This is a genomic window from Nonomuraea africana (assembly GCF_014873535.1).
Lineage (GTDB): Bacteria > Actinomycetota > Actinomycetes > Streptosporangiales > Streptosporangiaceae > Nonomuraea > Nonomuraea africana.
In genome coordinates, this window is the sequence record NZ_JADBEF010000001.1 from 3263969 (window position 1) to 3280179 (window position 16211).

Consider the following 16211-nt stretch of genomic DNA (forward strand, 5'->3'; position numbering starts at 1 on the left):
GGGCCCCTGCGTGGCGGGTGCGCCGTCGGCGGGTCCGGCGCCCGGTACGGCCTCGGGCTGGTCAGCACGCCGCTGAGCTGCGGCGCGCTGAGCTGGGGCCGCGGTGGTGACATCCCCAGACGAAGCAGATCACCACCCGGCGCAAGCTCACCTCACAGCTTCAAGCTCTGCCGGCCAGCACCGCCCGCCGGGTCGCTCTGGCCCAGATCGCCCTCATCGACTCCCTCAGCATCGAGATCGACACCATCGAAAAGGAGCTCAAGCCGCTCGTCGAAGCCCGCGTTCCGCGCCTCATGGCGATCACCGGAGTCAACGTGCTGACCGCCGCCAAACTCCTGGGCGAGATCGGCGACATCACCCGCTTCCGCAGCCTTCGCCCGGCACAACGGCACCGTACCCATCCCCGTCTGGAGCGGCAACGACGACCGACACCGGCTCAACCGCGGCGGCAACCGGCAGCTCAACACCCCTGCACCGCATCGCCATCACCCAAGCCCGCTGCCACGAAGGCGCCCGAGCGCTGCTGAAACGACGCCAGGAAGCCACCCGAGACACCACCAAGGGCAGCTTCCGCGTCCTGAAACGACACCCGTCAGACGTGATCTACCGCGCCCTCATCGCCGACCACCACAGCCACAACGTCGAGGGGTCACACAATCAGCGGCCGACCCCTTGCACATAGGAGCGTCAGTCGGTCGGTGAGGTGCCGCAGAGTGCGTTGTCGATCAGGCGGGCAGTGGCTTGGCCCTGCTCTCGTGTGCCGGGGTAGGTGGTGCGTGAGACGATCACGCTGGTGCGGCCGTCCTGGGTGACGGCGTTGTCGGTGATGAACCCGGGTGTGCCGCCGGGATGCGACCAGACCGTGACCCCGCAGCTCAGTTGCTGCTTGGCCATGCCCAGGCCGAACTCCCTGCCGGGCGCGCCGATGGGAACCGTGGTCGTCATCTTCTTCAGCTGGTGCGGCGGCAGTAGCTTCCCGCCCAGCAGCGCACGCCAGAACCTGCTCAGGTCGCCGGTGGTGGTGACGGCCTCGCCCGCCGCGCCGGCCCAGCCGAGACTGAGCAGGGTGGCGCGGAACGGCCGGGAGGTCTTGGCGTCCTGGGTGTAGCTCTGCACGTGCGGCTTGGGCAGGAGCGGGGAGTCGCCGGGCAACGTCGTGTTCCGCAGCCGCAGCGGCGTGATGATCCGGCGCTTCACCTCCTTGCGCCAGGAGTTCCCGGTGGCCCGCTCGATGACCAGCCCGGCCAAGAGGTAGTTGATGTTCGAATAGCTCCAGCGGGAGCCGGGGGCGAAGAGCGGGCGGTGGCCGGCGCTGAGAGCCACCAGCCGCCGCGGGTTCATGCGCAGGAACCGGTAGGTGCGGTAGCCCCGCTCGGTGCGCATCTTCTTCTCGATGTCGCCCACGGAGTCATACAGGCCGCTGGTGTGCTGGAGCAGGTGTCTGATGGTGATCGCGCGCCCGTCGTTGCCGTTGCCGCGCACCAGCCCGGGAAGCCATCGTTCGACGCTGTCGTCAAGGGACAGGCGGCCCTCCGCCTCCAACTGCAAGATCACAGCAGCGACGAAGGTCTTGGTGTTGCTGCCCATCCGGAAGTGCCCGTCGAGCGGGATCGGCGCGTTGCGGCCCCGCACCGCCGTACCGCTCGCCGCGGCCAGGTCACCGCCGGGTGAGACCACCCGCGCCTGCACTCCCAGCGTGCCGGCGTCGCGGATCGCATCCAGGTCCGCCTGCAAGGCCGCCCGATCGTATCCGGACGACGATGCGTGAGCCGGACCCACCGCCAGCGCACCGACGGACGCGGCCACGGCCGCTGACGCCACGACCGCATGGAAACGACGCCAGCCCACACTCTTCATAATCATTCTTTGCCTCCCGGCAGATTCGATGCTGCCCACCATGGGTGTCTGGTGGAGTATCCGGTCAGGGCGCGGATCACGATGTCCTCCGGCGGACGGACTTGAATACGAACGTCTGCCGGGGGCTCCCGCCCGATATCCAGACCATCAGTCCGAGAGGCGGCAAACCTCCTGGCAGCGGATGATCCGGACCGGGGCCCTGGATCCTTCCCCCGGCCCGCGACCAGGACCCTGGTCCTGGTCCTGGCCCCGATCCGGATACGGCTCCGCTGACTGCCGCCGCCGGTGCTCCCACCTGGTGGCGGCGCTCACCGCCGTCCTTGGTACTCGATTCGACGGCCACCCTGACCGTGCCGCGGCCCAGGCACTCGCCACCACGGCGAACCCCGTCGGCCTGCGGGCCGGCCGTAAGGGTGCCGCTGTGCATTGGCACGTTCGCCGGGACTGCGCAGGCGAGCGTGCGACCGGTTGGCCCGCTTTACGCCGCGCACCAACCTGCGCGAGATCGCCTCCTGGAGCCCCTCGGGCGGCGGCACCGACCTGAGCCTGCCCTTCACGTGGGCACAGCGCGAGCAGTTGGCCGTCGATGGCATCATCGTCTTCACCGACAATGAGACCTGGGCTGGCCGCCAGCACGCCTCCCAGGCGCTCGACTCCTACCGGCGCACCATCTCCGGAAACACCCGCGTGGTGGTAGCGGCGATGACCGCGACCGGCCACACCATCGGCGATCCGCACGACGGGGGCGTCCTGAACATGGCCGGTCTGGACGCTTCCCTCCCCCTGGTGGTGGGCGGCTTCATCCGCTAACCAACTGCTCGGCGGGCAAGAAGATCGTCTGCTGGGAAGATGATCAGGTCAGCTGCCGTCGTCACGACCTTGAGGAAGCATCCTGCCATCTCGGGCCGTACGGGCGACGGATGGACGTACGCCTCTGTGATCACGTACTCGCCGCGCTCAGGCGGCTGCGGCCTCGGACAGGCAGAACTCGTTGCCCTCGGGGTCGGCCATCCGGATCCAGCGGTGCCCGTGCTCCTGCACCTGGCCGGGTTCGAGGCGCCGCGCGCCGAGGGCCTGCAGCCGCTCGGCCTCCGCTTCGATGTCGGGGGCGTCGATGTCGAGGTGCATGCGGTTCTTGCCGGTCTTGCCCTCCGGGACGCGCTGGAGCAGCAGTTTCGGGCCGCTGCGGCCCTCTGGCAGCAGCATGACGTAGTTGCCCACCCCGCCGACCACGGTGTAGGAGAGCGCCGCCGCCCAGAAGGGCGCGACCGCGTCCGGGTCGGCGACATCGAGCACGAGGCCGAAGCCGATGTGATTCATGGGTGGCAACCTAGCGCGCCCCGGGCGCGGTCCCTTCACCCCTCCCGCACAGCCGTGTCACCGCCGTGGTGGTGAGGGTCCTCCCGGTCAGCTTGCCGGCCACACCAGGCGCGACGATTCCAGCCGAGGGCGGTGGCCCGCTGCCAGGGCCGGCCGGGAGCTCGCGCTCCACGACCACACGCGCCGGTCACACGGCGTGCAGGCGAACGATCCGGCTCCGATCGTCCTCACTCCCGGCAAGTCAGCGGATCCGCCTGGCCGCCCTGCCGCCCAGGTGCAGGAATGCGACCTCACCAGCCTCGTCTCGCAGGAAGCGGCCGACGACGCGCTGCGGGTCGGCGGCGATTGTCACCTCGTCACGGCCCTCGACCAGCGCCAGCGGCATATCGGGCATACCCTCCACCCCCGCGGCCACCAATTCGGGGCGCAGCACGAATCGCGCCGTCAGACCCTCGTCGACCTCGAAGGTCCACTGCCCGGCGTCATAGCTGCCCGCGTACTCCGGCGCGGGATCACGCAGTGCCAGCCGTACGGCCTGCGGCTTGGCGTCGAGCAGGTGCTCCAGGCACCAGTCGGTCACCAGCTTGCCCAGCGCCTTACCGGGCGCGGAGTTGGTGAGCGTGGTGACGGCGAAACCGCGCTCGGGTACCAGCACGAACGTGGACAGCCACAGGTTGCCCACGTTGCCGCCATGCGTGACCAGCCGCACGCCCGCCTGCTCCTCCAGCAGCCACGGCAGCCCGATGCCGCTCCACGGCGCCCCGACCCGGACGTGCTCCGCCTGCATCAGCTCCCTGGTGGCGGCTCCGACCGGTGCCTCGCCGCTCGCGCCCAAGTGGAATGCGGCGTAGCGAAGCTGGTCGCGTACCGACGACACCAGCCCGCCCTCGGCCATGCCGTCGCGGAACAGCCCCCACGTGTGCGCGACCCGCGGGCCCTCCTCTCGTACGACATGCCCGACGGCGTGCGACCGCGTCGCCGCCTCCCAGGGGAAGAAGAAGCTGGAGCTCATGCCCAGGGGTTCAAGCACGATGCGCCTGACCGCCTTCTCGTACGGCTCGCCGCACACGACCTCGACGACCCGGCCGAGCAGCCGGAACCCCGCGTTGTTGTAGGAGGCGAGCGCGCCGGGCGGGAAGAGCTGGGGCAGCCGGTCGTAGATGGCGATCGAGTCGGCCAGCGCCGAGGTGTCCCAGCTGTCGCCGTCGTCGATGTCGCCCAGGAATCCGCCGGTGTGGGTGAGCAGGTGCCGGATGGTCAGCTCGTCCGCGGCCCGCTCGTCGGCGAGCCTGAAGCCGGGCAGATACCGTCGCACGCGCCCGTCCAGGTCGAGCCGGCCACCCTCGACGAGGTGCATGATCGCTGTCGCGGTGACCGTCTTGGTGGTCGACCCGATCTGGAACAGGGTGTCGCCCGTCACGGGGACCGGCGCGTCGACGCTGGTGACACCGGTGGTGAGGACGTGGTCCACGCCGTCGAAACGCACGCCGACGGCGGCACCGGGGACACGGAAGGATCTCGCCTCGCTGTCCAGCAGGCTCTGCAGGTGGTTGAGGTCAGCCATTCGTTCATCCTGCTGACAGCGAGAGTGGTGGGCTTCGTCCGCCCGCACCATTTCCGCCGCGCTCTTCGTCCAGGCCACTCGGCCACGCACCCGAGCGGACGGCCGGCACCGGCGGGTAGCGCTCGATCCGGCTCCGAGGTGCCTCAGTATCCATCAGGGTGCACCAGGGAGGCGCAGGCCCCGCGTAGCCGGTGATCTATGGCCGCGACGCCGGCGACCGCTCACCGGTCCGCGGGCGGAGGCAGCTGCCGGACGGCGTGCTCGGGCGTGTCGCAGAAGGTGAAGCCGGTCGGGCTGAGCGCCGCCAGCCGCCGCCTGAACTCGTCCGACAGGCCGGCCAGGAACATCGCTCCCGCCGACGTCTCGTCGACCCGCTGCTGCGCGGTGACCAGGGCCGCGATGCCGATGGCGTCCCAGAAGGTCACCGCGGTCAGGTCCAGCACCAGGCGCGGCGCGGGGTGCTCGGCCAGCAGCGCCTGGACGGCCGCGCCGACCTCCTGCGCCGCCCGCCGGTCGAGATCGCCGGACAGCGCCAGCTCGATGTGCGTGCCGACCGCCCGCCGCGAAAGACCGAACGTCGAACGGCGGTCGGCGCCCGGCAGGTCGAAGACGACCGTGACGACGCTGCCCTGCGGGCCGGAGCTCGCGGTGAGCCGGTTGGCCAGGTAGCGGGCGATCCACAACCCGTGCCCGTGCTCGTAGGGCCACTGGTCAGCCGACCGACCGGGCTGTCCGGCCGCGCGCGGCCGTCCCTCGTCGCTGACCTCGCAGTGCAGCGCCCCGGCCCGCCGCCAGACCCGCACCCGCCCGGCCCCCGCCCCGTGCAGGACCGCGTTGGTGGCCAACTCGTGCACGGTGATGACCAGATCGCTGACCCTGCCCTCGGGCAGCCCGGCCTGGGTGACGTGCGCCTCGAGCGCCGCGCGCAGCGCGTAGAGGGAATCGGCGTCGAACCCCTGGTCCAGGAGCGGCGCGCCGTCGGGCGCCACGCCCCTGCCGTCAGCCGACACCGGCGGGGTGTTCAGGGTTCCGTCACCGGTCATGGACGGTCACCAGACTGACGCCGGGAACGGCGGCCGCCCCGAGCAGGACGAACCGCGCCGCGACCGCGCTGCCGCAGCGCAGGACGACCTTGCGAGCGGGGGCGAGGCTCCGCGCCGCATCGATGATCATCCGGGTACAGGGCAGGTCGATGAACGACAGCTCGGCCATGTTGACGGTGATGTCGCCGTCGACCCGGATGGCCTCGGCCAGCGCCAGCGCCAGCGACTCCTCGGCCGCCTGGTCGATCTGCCCGGCCAGCCGGATGCCCGGTGGCGCGTATTGGCGGCAGATCCGCAGCAGCGGGTCGTTGTGGTAGGTGGCCGCGGCGACCGAGCGCGTGTGGAAGGCCGACACCGAGGCGAGGGTGACCGGGTCGAACCGGTCCCGGTCGTACTGGCACAGCACCGACGCGCTGGTGCCCGACAGTGCCACCGCCATCTCCTCCTCGAACGCGGGCAGCTGCTCGATCCCGCTGATCGGCCGCAGCGCCCAGCTCATGTCGAGCGCCACCCGAAGCCCCGCGTATCCCCCGCGTTCGGTCAGCTCGATCTGGCCGCGCAACCAGCCCATCGCCTGCTCGACCGCGAAGCTCTGCCCGGCCAGCAGCCCGTCCTGGCAGGCCCTGATCTCCATGCGTCCCGTCGCGGACGTGGACTGCGTGGCGATCCCCCGGCGGTTCAGCTCGATCAGCGCTCCCTGCGGCTCCTCGCTCAACCATACGACCCGCAGACCGCCGGCCAGTCCGTCTCGGATGTAGGCGGCGGTCAGGTCGAGCAGTTCCTCGGGCTCGCCGAAGGTGAGGCAGGCGTGGTCGTTGAGTCTCAAATCCGTGATCTGCGTATCCGCATCCAACGTCACCACGCCACCATCCCCACCGCGGCCGTGTCCGCGATCCGCATCGTCAACCGCCCAAGGATAGTGATCGATCGCCGCCGTGGAGGCGGCAACGACCTCCGCCGCCGGCCCTCCGGGCGGCGCGTCACGGACTCCGCCATCACCCGACGCCATCGCCTCGATGCCATCACCTCGGCCTTCACCGGCCACCCCCCATACCCCGAGACCGGCCGCGCTCACCTCGATCCAGGAACCCCCGATGCCGGCACCGGCCTGGAACGGCGGAAGAGCGTGATCGATCCTCGTCACCGTCTCAGGCCGCCATCAGCCGCGAAGGGGGTGACGGCCGACCCCTTCGGCATGGCCACCAGCCAGGAGCCGGTGGAAGACGGTGACGGGATGGCTGGCGGCGCGGGAGCCTGTGGAAGACCGTTGCAGGGGTGGCTGGCGGCGACCGAAAGAGCATTCGCGCGTGCGGGCCCGGTTTCGGCCCCCGCCGAAGAGGAAGGAGCGCGATGTGACAGACCTCTGGGATGTGCTGGTCGTCGGTGGCGGCCCCGCGGGCGCGGCGGCCGCCCTGCGCGCCAAACAGCTGCGTCCAGGGGCCGCCGTCCTGCTGCTCGACCGCGACGACTTCCCCCGCGACAAGGCCTGCGGTGACGGCATCGCCGCGCACGGCAGGGACGAGCTGGCCCTGCTCGGCCTGCCCGGCCTGCTCGCCGACTACCGGCCGACGCAGCGCCTGTCGGTGATCTCCCCCGGCGGCGTGCGCGTCTCGGCCAGGGTCGCCCGTCCCAACCACGTCGTGCCCCGCCTGGTCTTCGACGCCCGCCTGGTCGAGGCCGCCCGCGCGCGCGGCGTCGAGGTGCGCCGCCACCGCGTCCGCGCCCTGACCGCCCGCGACGGCCACGTCGTCGTCGACGGGGAGCTGCGGGCCCGCGCCGTCGTCGCCGCCGACGGCGCCCACTCCACGGTACGGCGGCTGCTCGGCCTCCGCCCGACTCCCGAACGGCACATCGCCATCGCCGTCCGCGGCTACGCCGACCTGCCCGACGGCGACGACGACGCCCAGCTCATCGCCATGCAGCGCTCCGGCTGGCCCGCCTACGCCTGGGCCTTCCCGATCGGCGACGGCACCGCCAACGTCGGCTTCGGCATGCTGCTGCCGGCCCTGCACGCCACCGGCCTGCCCGGCCGCCAGGTGCTGCACGGCAGGCTCGCCGAACTGCTGCCGCACCTGCCCGCCCGCGACCTGCGCGCCCACCACCTGCCGCTGTCGCCGGGCCGTCCCCTGCCGGGCGCCGGCCGGGTGCTGCTGGCAGGCGACGCCGCCAGCCTCATCAACCCCCTCACCGGGGAGGGCATCTACTACGCGCTGCTGTCGGGCAGGCTCGCGGGCGAGGCGGCGATCCTGTCGGCCGGCGACCCGCTGACCGCCTACCGGCGCCGGCTGCGCGCCGCCCTCGGCAGGCATCTGCGCACGACCGACGTGCTGGCCCGCGCCGCGCAGTCGCCCGGCTTCATCGACGCGGCCATCGCCACGGCCGCCCGCCGCCCCGAGGTCTTCGACCTGCTGGTGGAGGTCGGCCTGGGCGCGGGAACGGTGCCGGTGCCGCTGGCCGCGGCCGTGATGACCCGCTGGATCAGGACGAGCCTGCGCGGCCGCGCGGCTACCCGGTGAGCCTTGCGCCGTTGGCGACCAGGAGCGCCACGTCGATGCCCGCCACCGCGACCGCGGCCGCGAAGGGCGCCTTCGGCCACCGGCCCGCCGCCAGCAGACCCCCGGCCGCCAGCCCGCCCGCGACGCCGAGCGCGACCCAGCCCAGCACGGACCAGGCCAGCACGGACCAGACCGACGCGACCGACGCGAACCCAGCCGATGCGAACCAGGACGACTCGACCCAGCCCGGCGCGGCCGCCGCGCCGTACGGGCCGAAGGCCAGCAGCGCGGTGGCGGCCAGCAGGGGCAGCGGGAGCAGCGCCGAGACCCTGGCGGCCCCGAGCCGCTGCGGCCAGCCACGCACGCCCGCGGCCAGGTCGGCCCGGATGTCGGGCAGCACGTTGGCCAGATGCGCGCCAACGCCCAGCGAAGCGGCGGCCAGGACCACCCACCACGCGGGCCAGGGCCCGCCCGGCAGACCGAGCGTCACGAAGGCGGGCAGCGCGCCGAAGCCCACCGCGTACGGCAGCCACGACAGCACGCTCGCCTTCACCCCGAGGTCGTAGGCCCACGCCGCCCCGACCCCGGCCAGGTGCACCAGCCCCGCCGCCGCCCCCGAGGCCAGCGACAGCGGCACGCACAGCGCCAGCGCGGCCAGCGCCGCGTGACGCACCGCCACCACGCTCACCGCGCCGGTCACGATCGGCTTGTCAGCGCGCCCGGCGGCCGCGTCGCGATCGGCGTCGGCCGCGTCGTTGCACCAGCCGACCGACAGCTGACCGGTCAGGACCGCGGCGAACACCAGCGCGCACCCGGCCGCGTCCCGCCCGGCGGCCGCGGCCAGCACGGTGACCAGGACGGTGACCGCGGCGGTCGGCCCCGGATGGCAGCTACCGGCCAGCCCCCTGAGCGCCCGCGCCGTGCCCATCGTCCGTCACACCCCATCGATCGCCGGCAGCACCGATCATAGGAAGCAGCGATCCATGCCATCCCATGGGCATAGTAGCCACCGGTTCGGGCAGCCTTCCGGCAACCGCTATCCGGAGGGCGCTCGATGACCTGGATCGCAGCCGTTCACGGCGTGCTGCCCCCCAACCGATATCCGCAGTCCGACCTCACCGCTCTGGCGGCCCGGTCCTTCCTCCCCGAAGGCGGCGACCGCCGCCTGCTCGACCGCCTGCACGCCAGTGCCAGGGTCGACCAGCGCCACCTGGTCCTGCCCCTGGAGGAGTACACCAAGCTCGACGGCTTCGGCGCGGCCAACGACGCGTTCGTCCGCGCCGCCGTCGACCTCGGCGTCGAGGCCGTCGCCGGCGCGCTGGATCAGGCGGGGCTGGCCCCCTCCGACGTCGACCTGATCATGTTCACCTCGGTCACCGGTGTCGCGGCGCCCTCCATCGAGGCCAGGGTGGCGGCCCGCCTCGGGATGCGGCCCGACGTCAAGCGGATCCCGGTCTTCGGCCTCGGCTGCGTCGCGGGCGCTGCGGGCCTCGCCCGCCTGCACGACTACCTGCGCGGCTGGCCGTCCCACGTGGCCGTGCTGCTCTCCGTCGAGCTGTGCTCCCTCACCCTGCAACGCGGCGACGCCTCCCCCGCCAGCCTGGTGGCCAGCGCCCTGTTCGGCGACGGCGCCGCCGCCGTGGTCGCCTGCGGCTCCGACCGCCCCCCGCAGGCCGGCGGCCCCACTGTCATGGACACACGCGGCCACCTCTACCCCGACTCCGAACACGTCATGGGCTGGGAGGTCAGGGACAGCGGCTTCGGCGTGGTGCTCGACGCCGGCGTCCCCGACGTCGTGCGCGCCTACCTCGCCGGCGACGTGCACGACCTGCTGGCCGGCCACGGCCTCACCGCCGGCGACATCACGGCGTGGGTGTGCCACCCCGGCGGGCCCAAGGTGCTGGAAGCCGTGGCCGACGCCCTCGACCTGCCGCCCGGCGCCCTCGAGCTGACCTGGCGCTCCCTGGCCGCCAACGGCAACCTGTCCTCGGCCTCGGTCCTGCACGTGCTGCGCGACACGCTGCGCCTGCGCCCGCCGACGCCGGGCACCCCCGGGCTGCTCATCGCCATGGGCCCCGGATTCTGCTCCGAACTCGTCCTGCTGCGCTGGTAGCCGCCGATGCCGTGGTACTCGCTCCTCATCGTGCTCGTCGGCCTGGAACGCCTGGCCGAACTCGTCGTCGCCCGCCGCAACACCCGCTGGAGCATGGCACGCGGCGCGCTCGTGCGCGGACAGCGACACTACCCCTGGATGGTGGCCCTGCACACCGGCCTGCTGGCCGGCTGCCTGCTCGAGGTCCACCTGGCCGGGCGGCCCTTCGTGCCCGCCCTCGGCTGGCCGATGCTGGCCCTCGTCGTGGCCGCCCAGGCGCTGCGCTGGTGGTGCATCCGCGCGCTCGGCCCGCGCTGGAACACCCAGGTGATCGTGGTGCCCGGCCTGCCCCTGGTCAGGAGCGGCCCCTACCGCTTCGCCTGGCTGCCGCACCCCAACTACGTCGCCGTCGCCGTCGAAGGCGCCGCGCTCCCCCTCGTGCACACCGCCTGGATCACCGCGCTGACCTTCACCCTCCTCAACGCCGCGCTGATGGTCGTGCGGATCCGCTGCGAGAACCAGGCCCTGGCCACCCTCGCCGGCCGGCCACGGCCGGCCACGCCGTGATCGACATCATCGTCGCGGGCGGCGGGCCCGCAGGCCTGGCGACCGCCATCCACGCCGCGCTGGCCGGCATGGACGTCGTCGTCGTCGAACCCCGCACCGCCCCCGTCGACAAGGCCTGCGGCGAGGGCCTCATGCCCGGCGGCGTCGCCGCCCTCCAGGCGATCGGCGTACGCGTCGACGGCCACCCCCTGCACGGCATCGACTACGTCGACGCGGCCACTCGCGCCCGGGCCGCCTTCGGCCACGCCCCTGGACGCGGCGTGCGGCGCACCGCCCTGCACGCCGCCCTGTCCGCGCGCGCCGCCGATCTCGGCATCCCCACCATCACCGGCAAGATCACCCACCTCCGCCAGGACGAGCACGGCGTCGAGGCCGCGGGACTGCGCGCCCGATGGCTGGTCGCCGCCGACGGCCTGCACTCCCCGCTGCGCGCCTGGCTGAACCTGGGCCGGCCCGACCGCCGCCCGCCCCGCTACGGCCTGCGCAGGCACTACCGCCTCGCCCCCTGGTCCGACTACGTCGAAGTCCACTGGTCACCGGCCGGCGAGGCCTACGTCACCCCGGTGGCCGACGACCTCGTGGGCGTGGCCATCCTGACCTCCCGGCGCCGCGGGTTCGACGAGCACCTGACCGCCTTCCCCACGCTCCTGCCCAGACTCGCCGGACCGGCCGCCACCTCTGTGCGCGGCGCGGGACCTCTCCGCCAGCGTGTGCGCAGCCGCCTCGCAGGGCGGGTCCTGCTCGTCGGCGACGCGGCCGGATACACCGACGCCCTCACCGGCGAAGGTCTGTGCCTGGCCACCCTGTCGGCCCGCGCGCTCGTCGGCTGCCTGGCCGCCGGCCGTCCCCAGGACTACGAACGCGCCTGGCGCCGCCTGTCGCGCACCCACCGCCTGCTCACAGGCGCCCTGCTGAGCGCCGCCCACCGGCCCCGCGCCGCCCGGCTCGTCGTCCCTGCCGCCGCCCGTCTGCCCGCCCTGTTCACCGCCGTCGTGCGCGCACTGGCCTGAACCCGTCCGTGCGTGGCGGAGAGGATGGGATTCGAACCCATGAGGGCCGTCACCGGCCCCGCGACCCTTAGCAGGGGTGCCCGTTCGCCCACTCCGGCACCTCTCCACGATCGTGCGTACCGCTCCAGGGAGTCGAACCCTGACTGTCCGCGACCTGAGTGCGGCGCCTCCTGCCAGTTGGGCTAGAGCGGCCTTGCTGAAGTGCCCGTCGCGGCGCCCGCTCGACAGCGGGCCGGCCCACGGGCCCTGCCGATGCCGCCGTGTGGCCGGCGAGCGCTGGCAGCCATCGGGCGGCACGGAAAGCGGCGCCCGGGAACAAAAAGAGCCGCCCGGACCAGGTCCGCGGCGGCCACAGGGAGAATCCCGCGAGGGACTACCCGGCGGCCTGCCAGGACAGCAGGACCGGCGAACTGCTCTGGAGACTCACCGCTGCCCCTTTCCCGTTCCAGGCTCTTTCCGACACCACCAACGCTAACCCCCGCCCATCCGGCGCCGCCACCCATTTAATTCCGGCCAGTGCCGAACGCCCGCGACCCGCCGCCCCGCTGTGCGCCCTGCACAGCCGCCGCCCTCGCCCACCACGTACGGTGCCCCCATGACTTATCGCGTCGCCATGGACATCGGCGGCACCTTCACCGACGTGGTCTGCTACGACGAGCAGAGCGGTGCCGTCGTCGCCTCGAAGGCGCCGACCACCCCCGCAGACCTCGCCGAAGGCGTCTTCGCCGCCCTCGGCCGCGTCGTGGCCGACCCCGCGCGCATCTCCTTCTTCGTGCACGGCACCACGCAGGGCCTCAACGCCCTCCTCGAACGCAAGGGCGCCCGCGTCCTGCTGCTCACCAGCACCGGCGCCCGCGACGTCTACCAGATCGCCCGCGGCAACCGCGACCGCATGTTCGACCTGCGCTACCGCAAACCCACCCCCCTCCTGCCGCGCAGCGACGTCATGGAGGCCGCAGGACGCCTCGACTGGCGCGGCGAGGAGCTCCAGCCCCTCGACGAGCAGGCCGTACGGCGCGCCGCCCACCGCGCCAGAGCCGAAGGCTTCGACGCCGTCGCCGTCACCCTGCTGTTCTCCTACGTCAACCCCGCCCACGAGATCCGGGCGGGCCAGATCCTCACCGAGGAACTCGGCGACGACGTCCTGGTCGTCCTCAGCCACGAGGTCGCCAGAGAATGGCGCGAGTACGAGCGCACCTCCTCGGCCGTCCTCGAGGCCTACACCGGCCCCGTCGTCCGCGCCTACCTCGCCCGGATCGAGCAGCGCTTCGCCGAACGCGGCCTGACCGTGCCCGTCCACGTGATGCAGTCGTCAGGCGGCCTCGTCAACGCCGGCCACGCCATGAAACGCCCCCTGCAGACCCTCCTGTCCGGGCCCGTCGGCGGCACCATGGGCGGCGTCGCCGCCGCCCGCCTCCTCGGCAGGGACCCTGCCCACCAGAACGCCATCTGCGTCGACATGGGCGGCACCTCCTTCGACGTCTCCCTCGTCGTCGGCGGACGACCCGACGTCAGCGCCGAAGCCCACATCGAGGGCTTCCCCGTCCTGATGCCCATCGTCAACCTGCACACCATCGGCGCCGGCGGCGGCTCCATCGCCTACGCCGAGGCGGGTGCGCTGCGCGTCGGCCCGGAGTCGGCGGGCGCCGTACCGGGACCCGCCTGCTACGGCAGAGGCGGCACCCAGCCCACCGTCACCGACGCCAACGTCGTGCTCGGCCGCGTCGACCCCGCCTGGTTCGCCGGCGGCCTCATGCGGCTCGACACCGACGCCGCGAACGAGGCCGTCGCCACCCTCGCCGACGAGCTCCACCTGGACCCCCTCCAACTGGCCGAAGGCATCTGCGACGTCGCCAACGCCAAAATGGCACAGGCCATCCGCACCCTCACCGTCGAACACGGCGTCGAACCCCGCGAGTTCGCCCTCGTCGCCTTCGGCGGCGCCGGCGCCATGCACGCCGTCTTCATCGCCCGCGAACTCGGCATCGGCGAGGTCGTCGTCCCCCGCTTCCCCGGCGCCTTCTCCGCCTGGGGCATGCTCGAAGCCGACGTACGGCGCGACCTCACCCACCCCTACTTCCGCCAGCAGAACGACCTCGACGGCCACGACCTGGCCACCACCCTCGCCCAGCTGCACCGCCAGGCCGAGGCCGCCCTCACCGGCCAGGGCGTCCCCCAGACCAGGCAACGCGTCGAGCACGCCGTCGACATGCGCTACGAAGGCCAGGACTACACCCTCACCATCCCGCTCACCGGCGCCGACGAACCCACCGCCGACGACTTCCTCCAGACCATCGCCCAGCGCTACGCCGAAGCGCACACCAGCCGCTACGGCCACGCCACCCCCGAAGCCCCCGTCGAGTTCGTCATGCTGCGCAGCACCGGCTACGGCACCTTCCCCAAGAACGCCACCACCACGCCCACCACCGAGGCCCACCCGCCCGCCGTACGAAATGTGATCTTCGACGGGCAGGTCCACCGCACCCCCGTGCTGCGCAGAAGCGCCCTCGACGGCGAACTCGAAGGCCCCGCGATCATCGTCGAGGAGACCGCCACCACCGTCATCCCACCCGGCTGCCTCGCCGCCCCCGACGCCAACGGATTCCTGATCATCAAGGTGACCTCATGATCGACCCAGTGACCACAGAGATCATCCGCTGCGCCCTCCTGCAAGCCGCGGAGGACATGAACACCACCCTCATCCGCTCCTCCTACACCCCCGTCATCTACGAGGCCAAGGACTGCGCCGTCGCCCTCATGGACCGCGACCACAACGTCCTCGGACAGTCGAGCGGCCTGCCGATCTTCCTCGGCAACCTCGAGGTGTGCACCCGCGAAACCGAGCGCCTGTTCGGCCGCGAGATCTGGCAGGAAGGCGACGTCTGGGTCCTCAACGACTCCTACATCGGCGGCACCCACCTCAACGACGTCACCGTCTACGGCCCCATCTTCGTCGACGGCCAACTCGCCGGATTCGCCGCCTCCCGCGCCCACTGGCTCGACATGGGCTCCAAGGACCCCGGCGGCTCCATGGACTCCACCTCCATCTTCCAAGAAGGCCTCCGCATGGGCCCCACCAAGATCTACGAGGCCGGACGGCCCTGCCGCGACCCGCACGACATCATCGCCCGCAACGTCCGCTTCCCCCACGCCACCCTCGGCGACATGCGCGCCCAGGTCGCCTGCGCCATGACCGGACAACGCCGCCTCACCGAGATCGTCACCCGCTGGGGAATCGACACCGTCATGGCCGCCCGCGACGAGATCTTCGCCCAGACCGAACGCCTCGAACGCCAGGCCATCACCGCCATCCCCGACGGCACCTACACCGCCGGCGGCCACCTCGACAACGACGGCATCGACCTCGACACCCCCCTGCCCGTCAACGTCACCGTCACCGTCGAAGACGACACCGTCCACGTCGACCTCACCGACTGCGCCGACCAGACCACCGGACCCGTCAACTGCGGCGCCGCCCAAGCCGTCGCCGCCGTCCGCGTCGCCTACAAACTCCTCATCAGCGGCGACGTCCCCCTCAACGGCGGCTCCTTCCGCCCCCTCGACGTCACCACCCGACCCGGCTCCATGCTCGCCGCCCAGTCACCGGCCGCCTGCCAGTACTACTACTCCCACCTCGGCCTGCTCATCGACCTCGTCGTCAAAGCCCTCGCCCCCGTCCTGCCCGGCAAGGCCGCCGCCGCCTCCTACGGCGACTCCCTCATCGTCCAGTTCACCGGCACCGACCCCCGCACCGGCAAGCTCTACGTCTCCCAGGAGGCCACCGTCGGCGGCTGGGGCGCATGGGAAGGCGGCGACGGCGAAAGCGCCCTCATCAACAACGTCAACGGCTCCCTGCGCGACATGCCCATCGAAGTCCTCGAAACCCTCTTCCCCGTCCGCGTCACCCGCTACGAGATCCGCCCCGACACCGGCGGACACGGACAATGGCGCGGCGGCAACGGCGTCATCCGCGAATACGAATTCCGCGGCGACACCTCCCTGTCCCTGTGGTTCGAACGCTCCGTCACCCCCGCATGGGGCCTGGCCGGCGGCGCCGCCGGCGCACCACCCCGCGTCGTCCTCAACCCCGGCACCCCCCACGAACGCCACATGCTCAAAATCAACGCCCTGCCCGTCAAAGCCGGCGACGTCCTGCGCTGCGAATCAGGAGGCGGCGGCGGCTACGGCCCGGCCGCCCACCGCGCACCCGACGCCATCACCCACGACCTCGCCCAGGGCATGACCACCCGATAGCAAGCCCCC

15 protein-coding genes and 2 tRNA genes are annotated in these 16211 nt (G+C 72.4%); 8 read left to right on the plus strand and 9 right to left on the minus strand.

The genetic code is table 11. The annotated features are described in order from the left end of the window. Positions 1 to 152: 152 nt before the first annotated feature. Positions 153 to 401, minus strand: a complete 249-nt coding sequence (locus H4W81_RS15435) for a hypothetical protein (protein WP_192781470.1) — start codon at positions 399 to 401, stop codon at positions 153 to 155. Between H4W81_RS15435 and H4W81_RS50065 the strand changes: the two genes are divergently transcribed. After that, positions 294 to 527: a hypothetical protein gene (locus tag H4W81_RS50065; protein WP_192775443.1), complete on the plus strand. Its 234-nt coding sequence runs from the start codon at positions 294 to 296 to the stop codon at positions 525 to 527. The genes H4W81_RS15435 and H4W81_RS50065 overlap by 108 nt on opposite strands. Before the next feature lie 160 nt (positions 528 to 687). Here H4W81_RS50065 and H4W81_RS15445 read toward each other — a convergent pair whose 3' ends face one another. Beyond that, a complete protein-coding gene (locus H4W81_RS15445) occupies positions 688 to 1734 on the minus strand; it encodes a serine hydrolase domain-containing protein (protein WP_225958639.1) in 1047 nt (348 codons plus the stop codon). Between the two features lie 591 nt (positions 1735 to 2325). Here H4W81_RS15445 and H4W81_RS15450 point away from each other — a divergent pair. Beyond that, positions 2326 to 2667 (plus strand): hypothetical protein, encoded by a 342-nt coding sequence (locus tag H4W81_RS15450; RefSeq protein WP_192775445.1) that lies wholly within the window; start codon positions 2326 to 2328, stop codon positions 2665 to 2667. A gap of 147 nt (positions 2668 to 2814) precedes the next feature. Here H4W81_RS15450 and H4W81_RS15455 read toward each other — a convergent pair whose 3' ends face one another. The 4 genes from H4W81_RS15455 to H4W81_RS15470 form a co-directional block, all read right to left on the minus strand. After that, positions 2815 to 3177: a VOC family protein gene (locus H4W81_RS15455; protein WP_192775446.1), complete on the minus strand. Its 363-nt coding sequence runs from the start codon at positions 3175 to 3177 to the stop codon at positions 2815 to 2817. Positions 3178 to 3418: 241 nt separating this feature from the next. Continuing rightward, complete coding sequence (locus H4W81_RS15460) at positions 3419 to 4741, minus strand: serine hydrolase domain-containing protein (RefSeq protein WP_192775447.1); 1323 nt, start codon at positions 4739 to 4741, stop codon at positions 3419 to 3421. A gap of 221 nt (positions 4742 to 4962) precedes the next feature. Next, positions 4963 to 5784 (minus strand): ATP-binding protein, encoded by an 822-nt coding sequence (locus H4W81_RS15465; RefSeq protein WP_192775448.1) that lies wholly within the window; start codon positions 5782 to 5784, stop codon positions 4963 to 4965. Further along, on the minus strand, positions 5774 to 6610 hold the full coding sequence (locus tag H4W81_RS15470) for an MEDS domain-containing protein (RefSeq protein ID WP_192775449.1): 837 nt from the start codon (positions 6608 to 6610) through the stop codon (positions 5774 to 5776). The genes H4W81_RS15465 and H4W81_RS15470 overlap by 11 nt, the downstream gene beginning before the upstream one ends. 526 nt (positions 6611 to 7136) lie before the next feature. Between H4W81_RS15470 and H4W81_RS15475 the strand changes: the two genes are divergently transcribed. Further along, positions 7137 to 8300: an NAD(P)/FAD-dependent oxidoreductase gene (locus H4W81_RS15475; RefSeq protein ID WP_318781756.1), complete on the plus strand. Its 1164-nt coding sequence runs from the start codon at positions 7137 to 7139 to the stop codon at positions 8298 to 8300. Here the strand turns inward: H4W81_RS15475 and H4W81_RS15480 are convergent. Then, positions 8290 to 9207, minus strand: coding sequence for a UbiA family prenyltransferase (locus H4W81_RS15480; protein ID WP_192775451.1), 918 nt, complete (start codon positions 9205 to 9207; stop codon positions 8290 to 8292). The genes H4W81_RS15475 and H4W81_RS15480 overlap by 11 nt on opposite strands. A gap of 126 nt (positions 9208 to 9333) precedes the next feature. Here H4W81_RS15480 and H4W81_RS15485 point away from each other — a divergent pair, with 126 nt between their 5' ends. The 3 genes from H4W81_RS15485 to H4W81_RS15495 are packed head-to-tail and all read left to right on the plus strand — an operon-like array spanning position 9334 to position 11948. Continuing rightward, on the plus strand, positions 9334 to 10392 hold the full coding sequence (locus H4W81_RS15485) for a type III polyketide synthase (protein ID WP_192775452.1): 1059 nt from the start codon (positions 9334 to 9336) through the stop codon (positions 10390 to 10392). Positions 10393 to 10398: 6 nt separating this feature from the next. Next, positions 10399 to 10938 carry an isoprenylcysteine carboxyl methyltransferase family protein gene (locus tag H4W81_RS15490; protein ID WP_192775453.1) on the plus strand — a complete coding sequence of 180 codons (540 nt, stop codon included), beginning with the start codon at positions 10399 to 10401 and terminating at the stop codon, positions 10936 to 10938. Next, positions 10935 to 11948 (plus strand): NAD(P)/FAD-dependent oxidoreductase, encoded by a 1014-nt coding sequence (locus tag H4W81_RS15495; protein ID WP_192775454.1) that lies wholly within the window; start codon positions 10935 to 10937, stop codon positions 11946 to 11948. Before H4W81_RS15490 ends, H4W81_RS15495 begins: the two co-directional genes overlap by 4 nt. Before the next feature lie 13 nt (positions 11949 to 11961). On the opposite strand, the gene H4W81_RS15500 is transcribed toward H4W81_RS15495, so the two are convergent. Together H4W81_RS15500 and H4W81_RS15505 are read right to left on the minus strand one after the other, a co-directional pair. Beyond that, a tRNA-Ser gene (locus H4W81_RS15500) sits at positions 11962 to 12054 on the minus strand. 11 nt (positions 12055 to 12065) lie between these two features. Continuing rightward, a tRNA-Leu gene (locus tag H4W81_RS15505) sits at positions 12066 to 12140 on the minus strand. Positions 12141 to 12543: 403 nt separating this feature from the next. Here H4W81_RS15505 and H4W81_RS15510 point away from each other — a divergent pair. Further along, positions 12544 to 14577, plus strand: a complete 2034-nt coding sequence (locus tag H4W81_RS15510; protein ID WP_192775455.1) for a hydantoinase/oxoprolinase family protein — start codon at positions 12544 to 12546, stop codon at positions 14575 to 14577. Further along, complete coding sequence (locus tag H4W81_RS15515; RefSeq protein WP_192775456.1) at positions 14574 to 16202, plus strand: hydantoinase B/oxoprolinase family protein; 1629 nt, start codon at positions 14574 to 14576, stop codon at positions 16200 to 16202. The genes H4W81_RS15510 and H4W81_RS15515 overlap by 4 nt, the downstream gene beginning before the upstream one ends. The last annotated feature ends 9 nt before the right edge of the window (positions 16203 to 16211 follow it).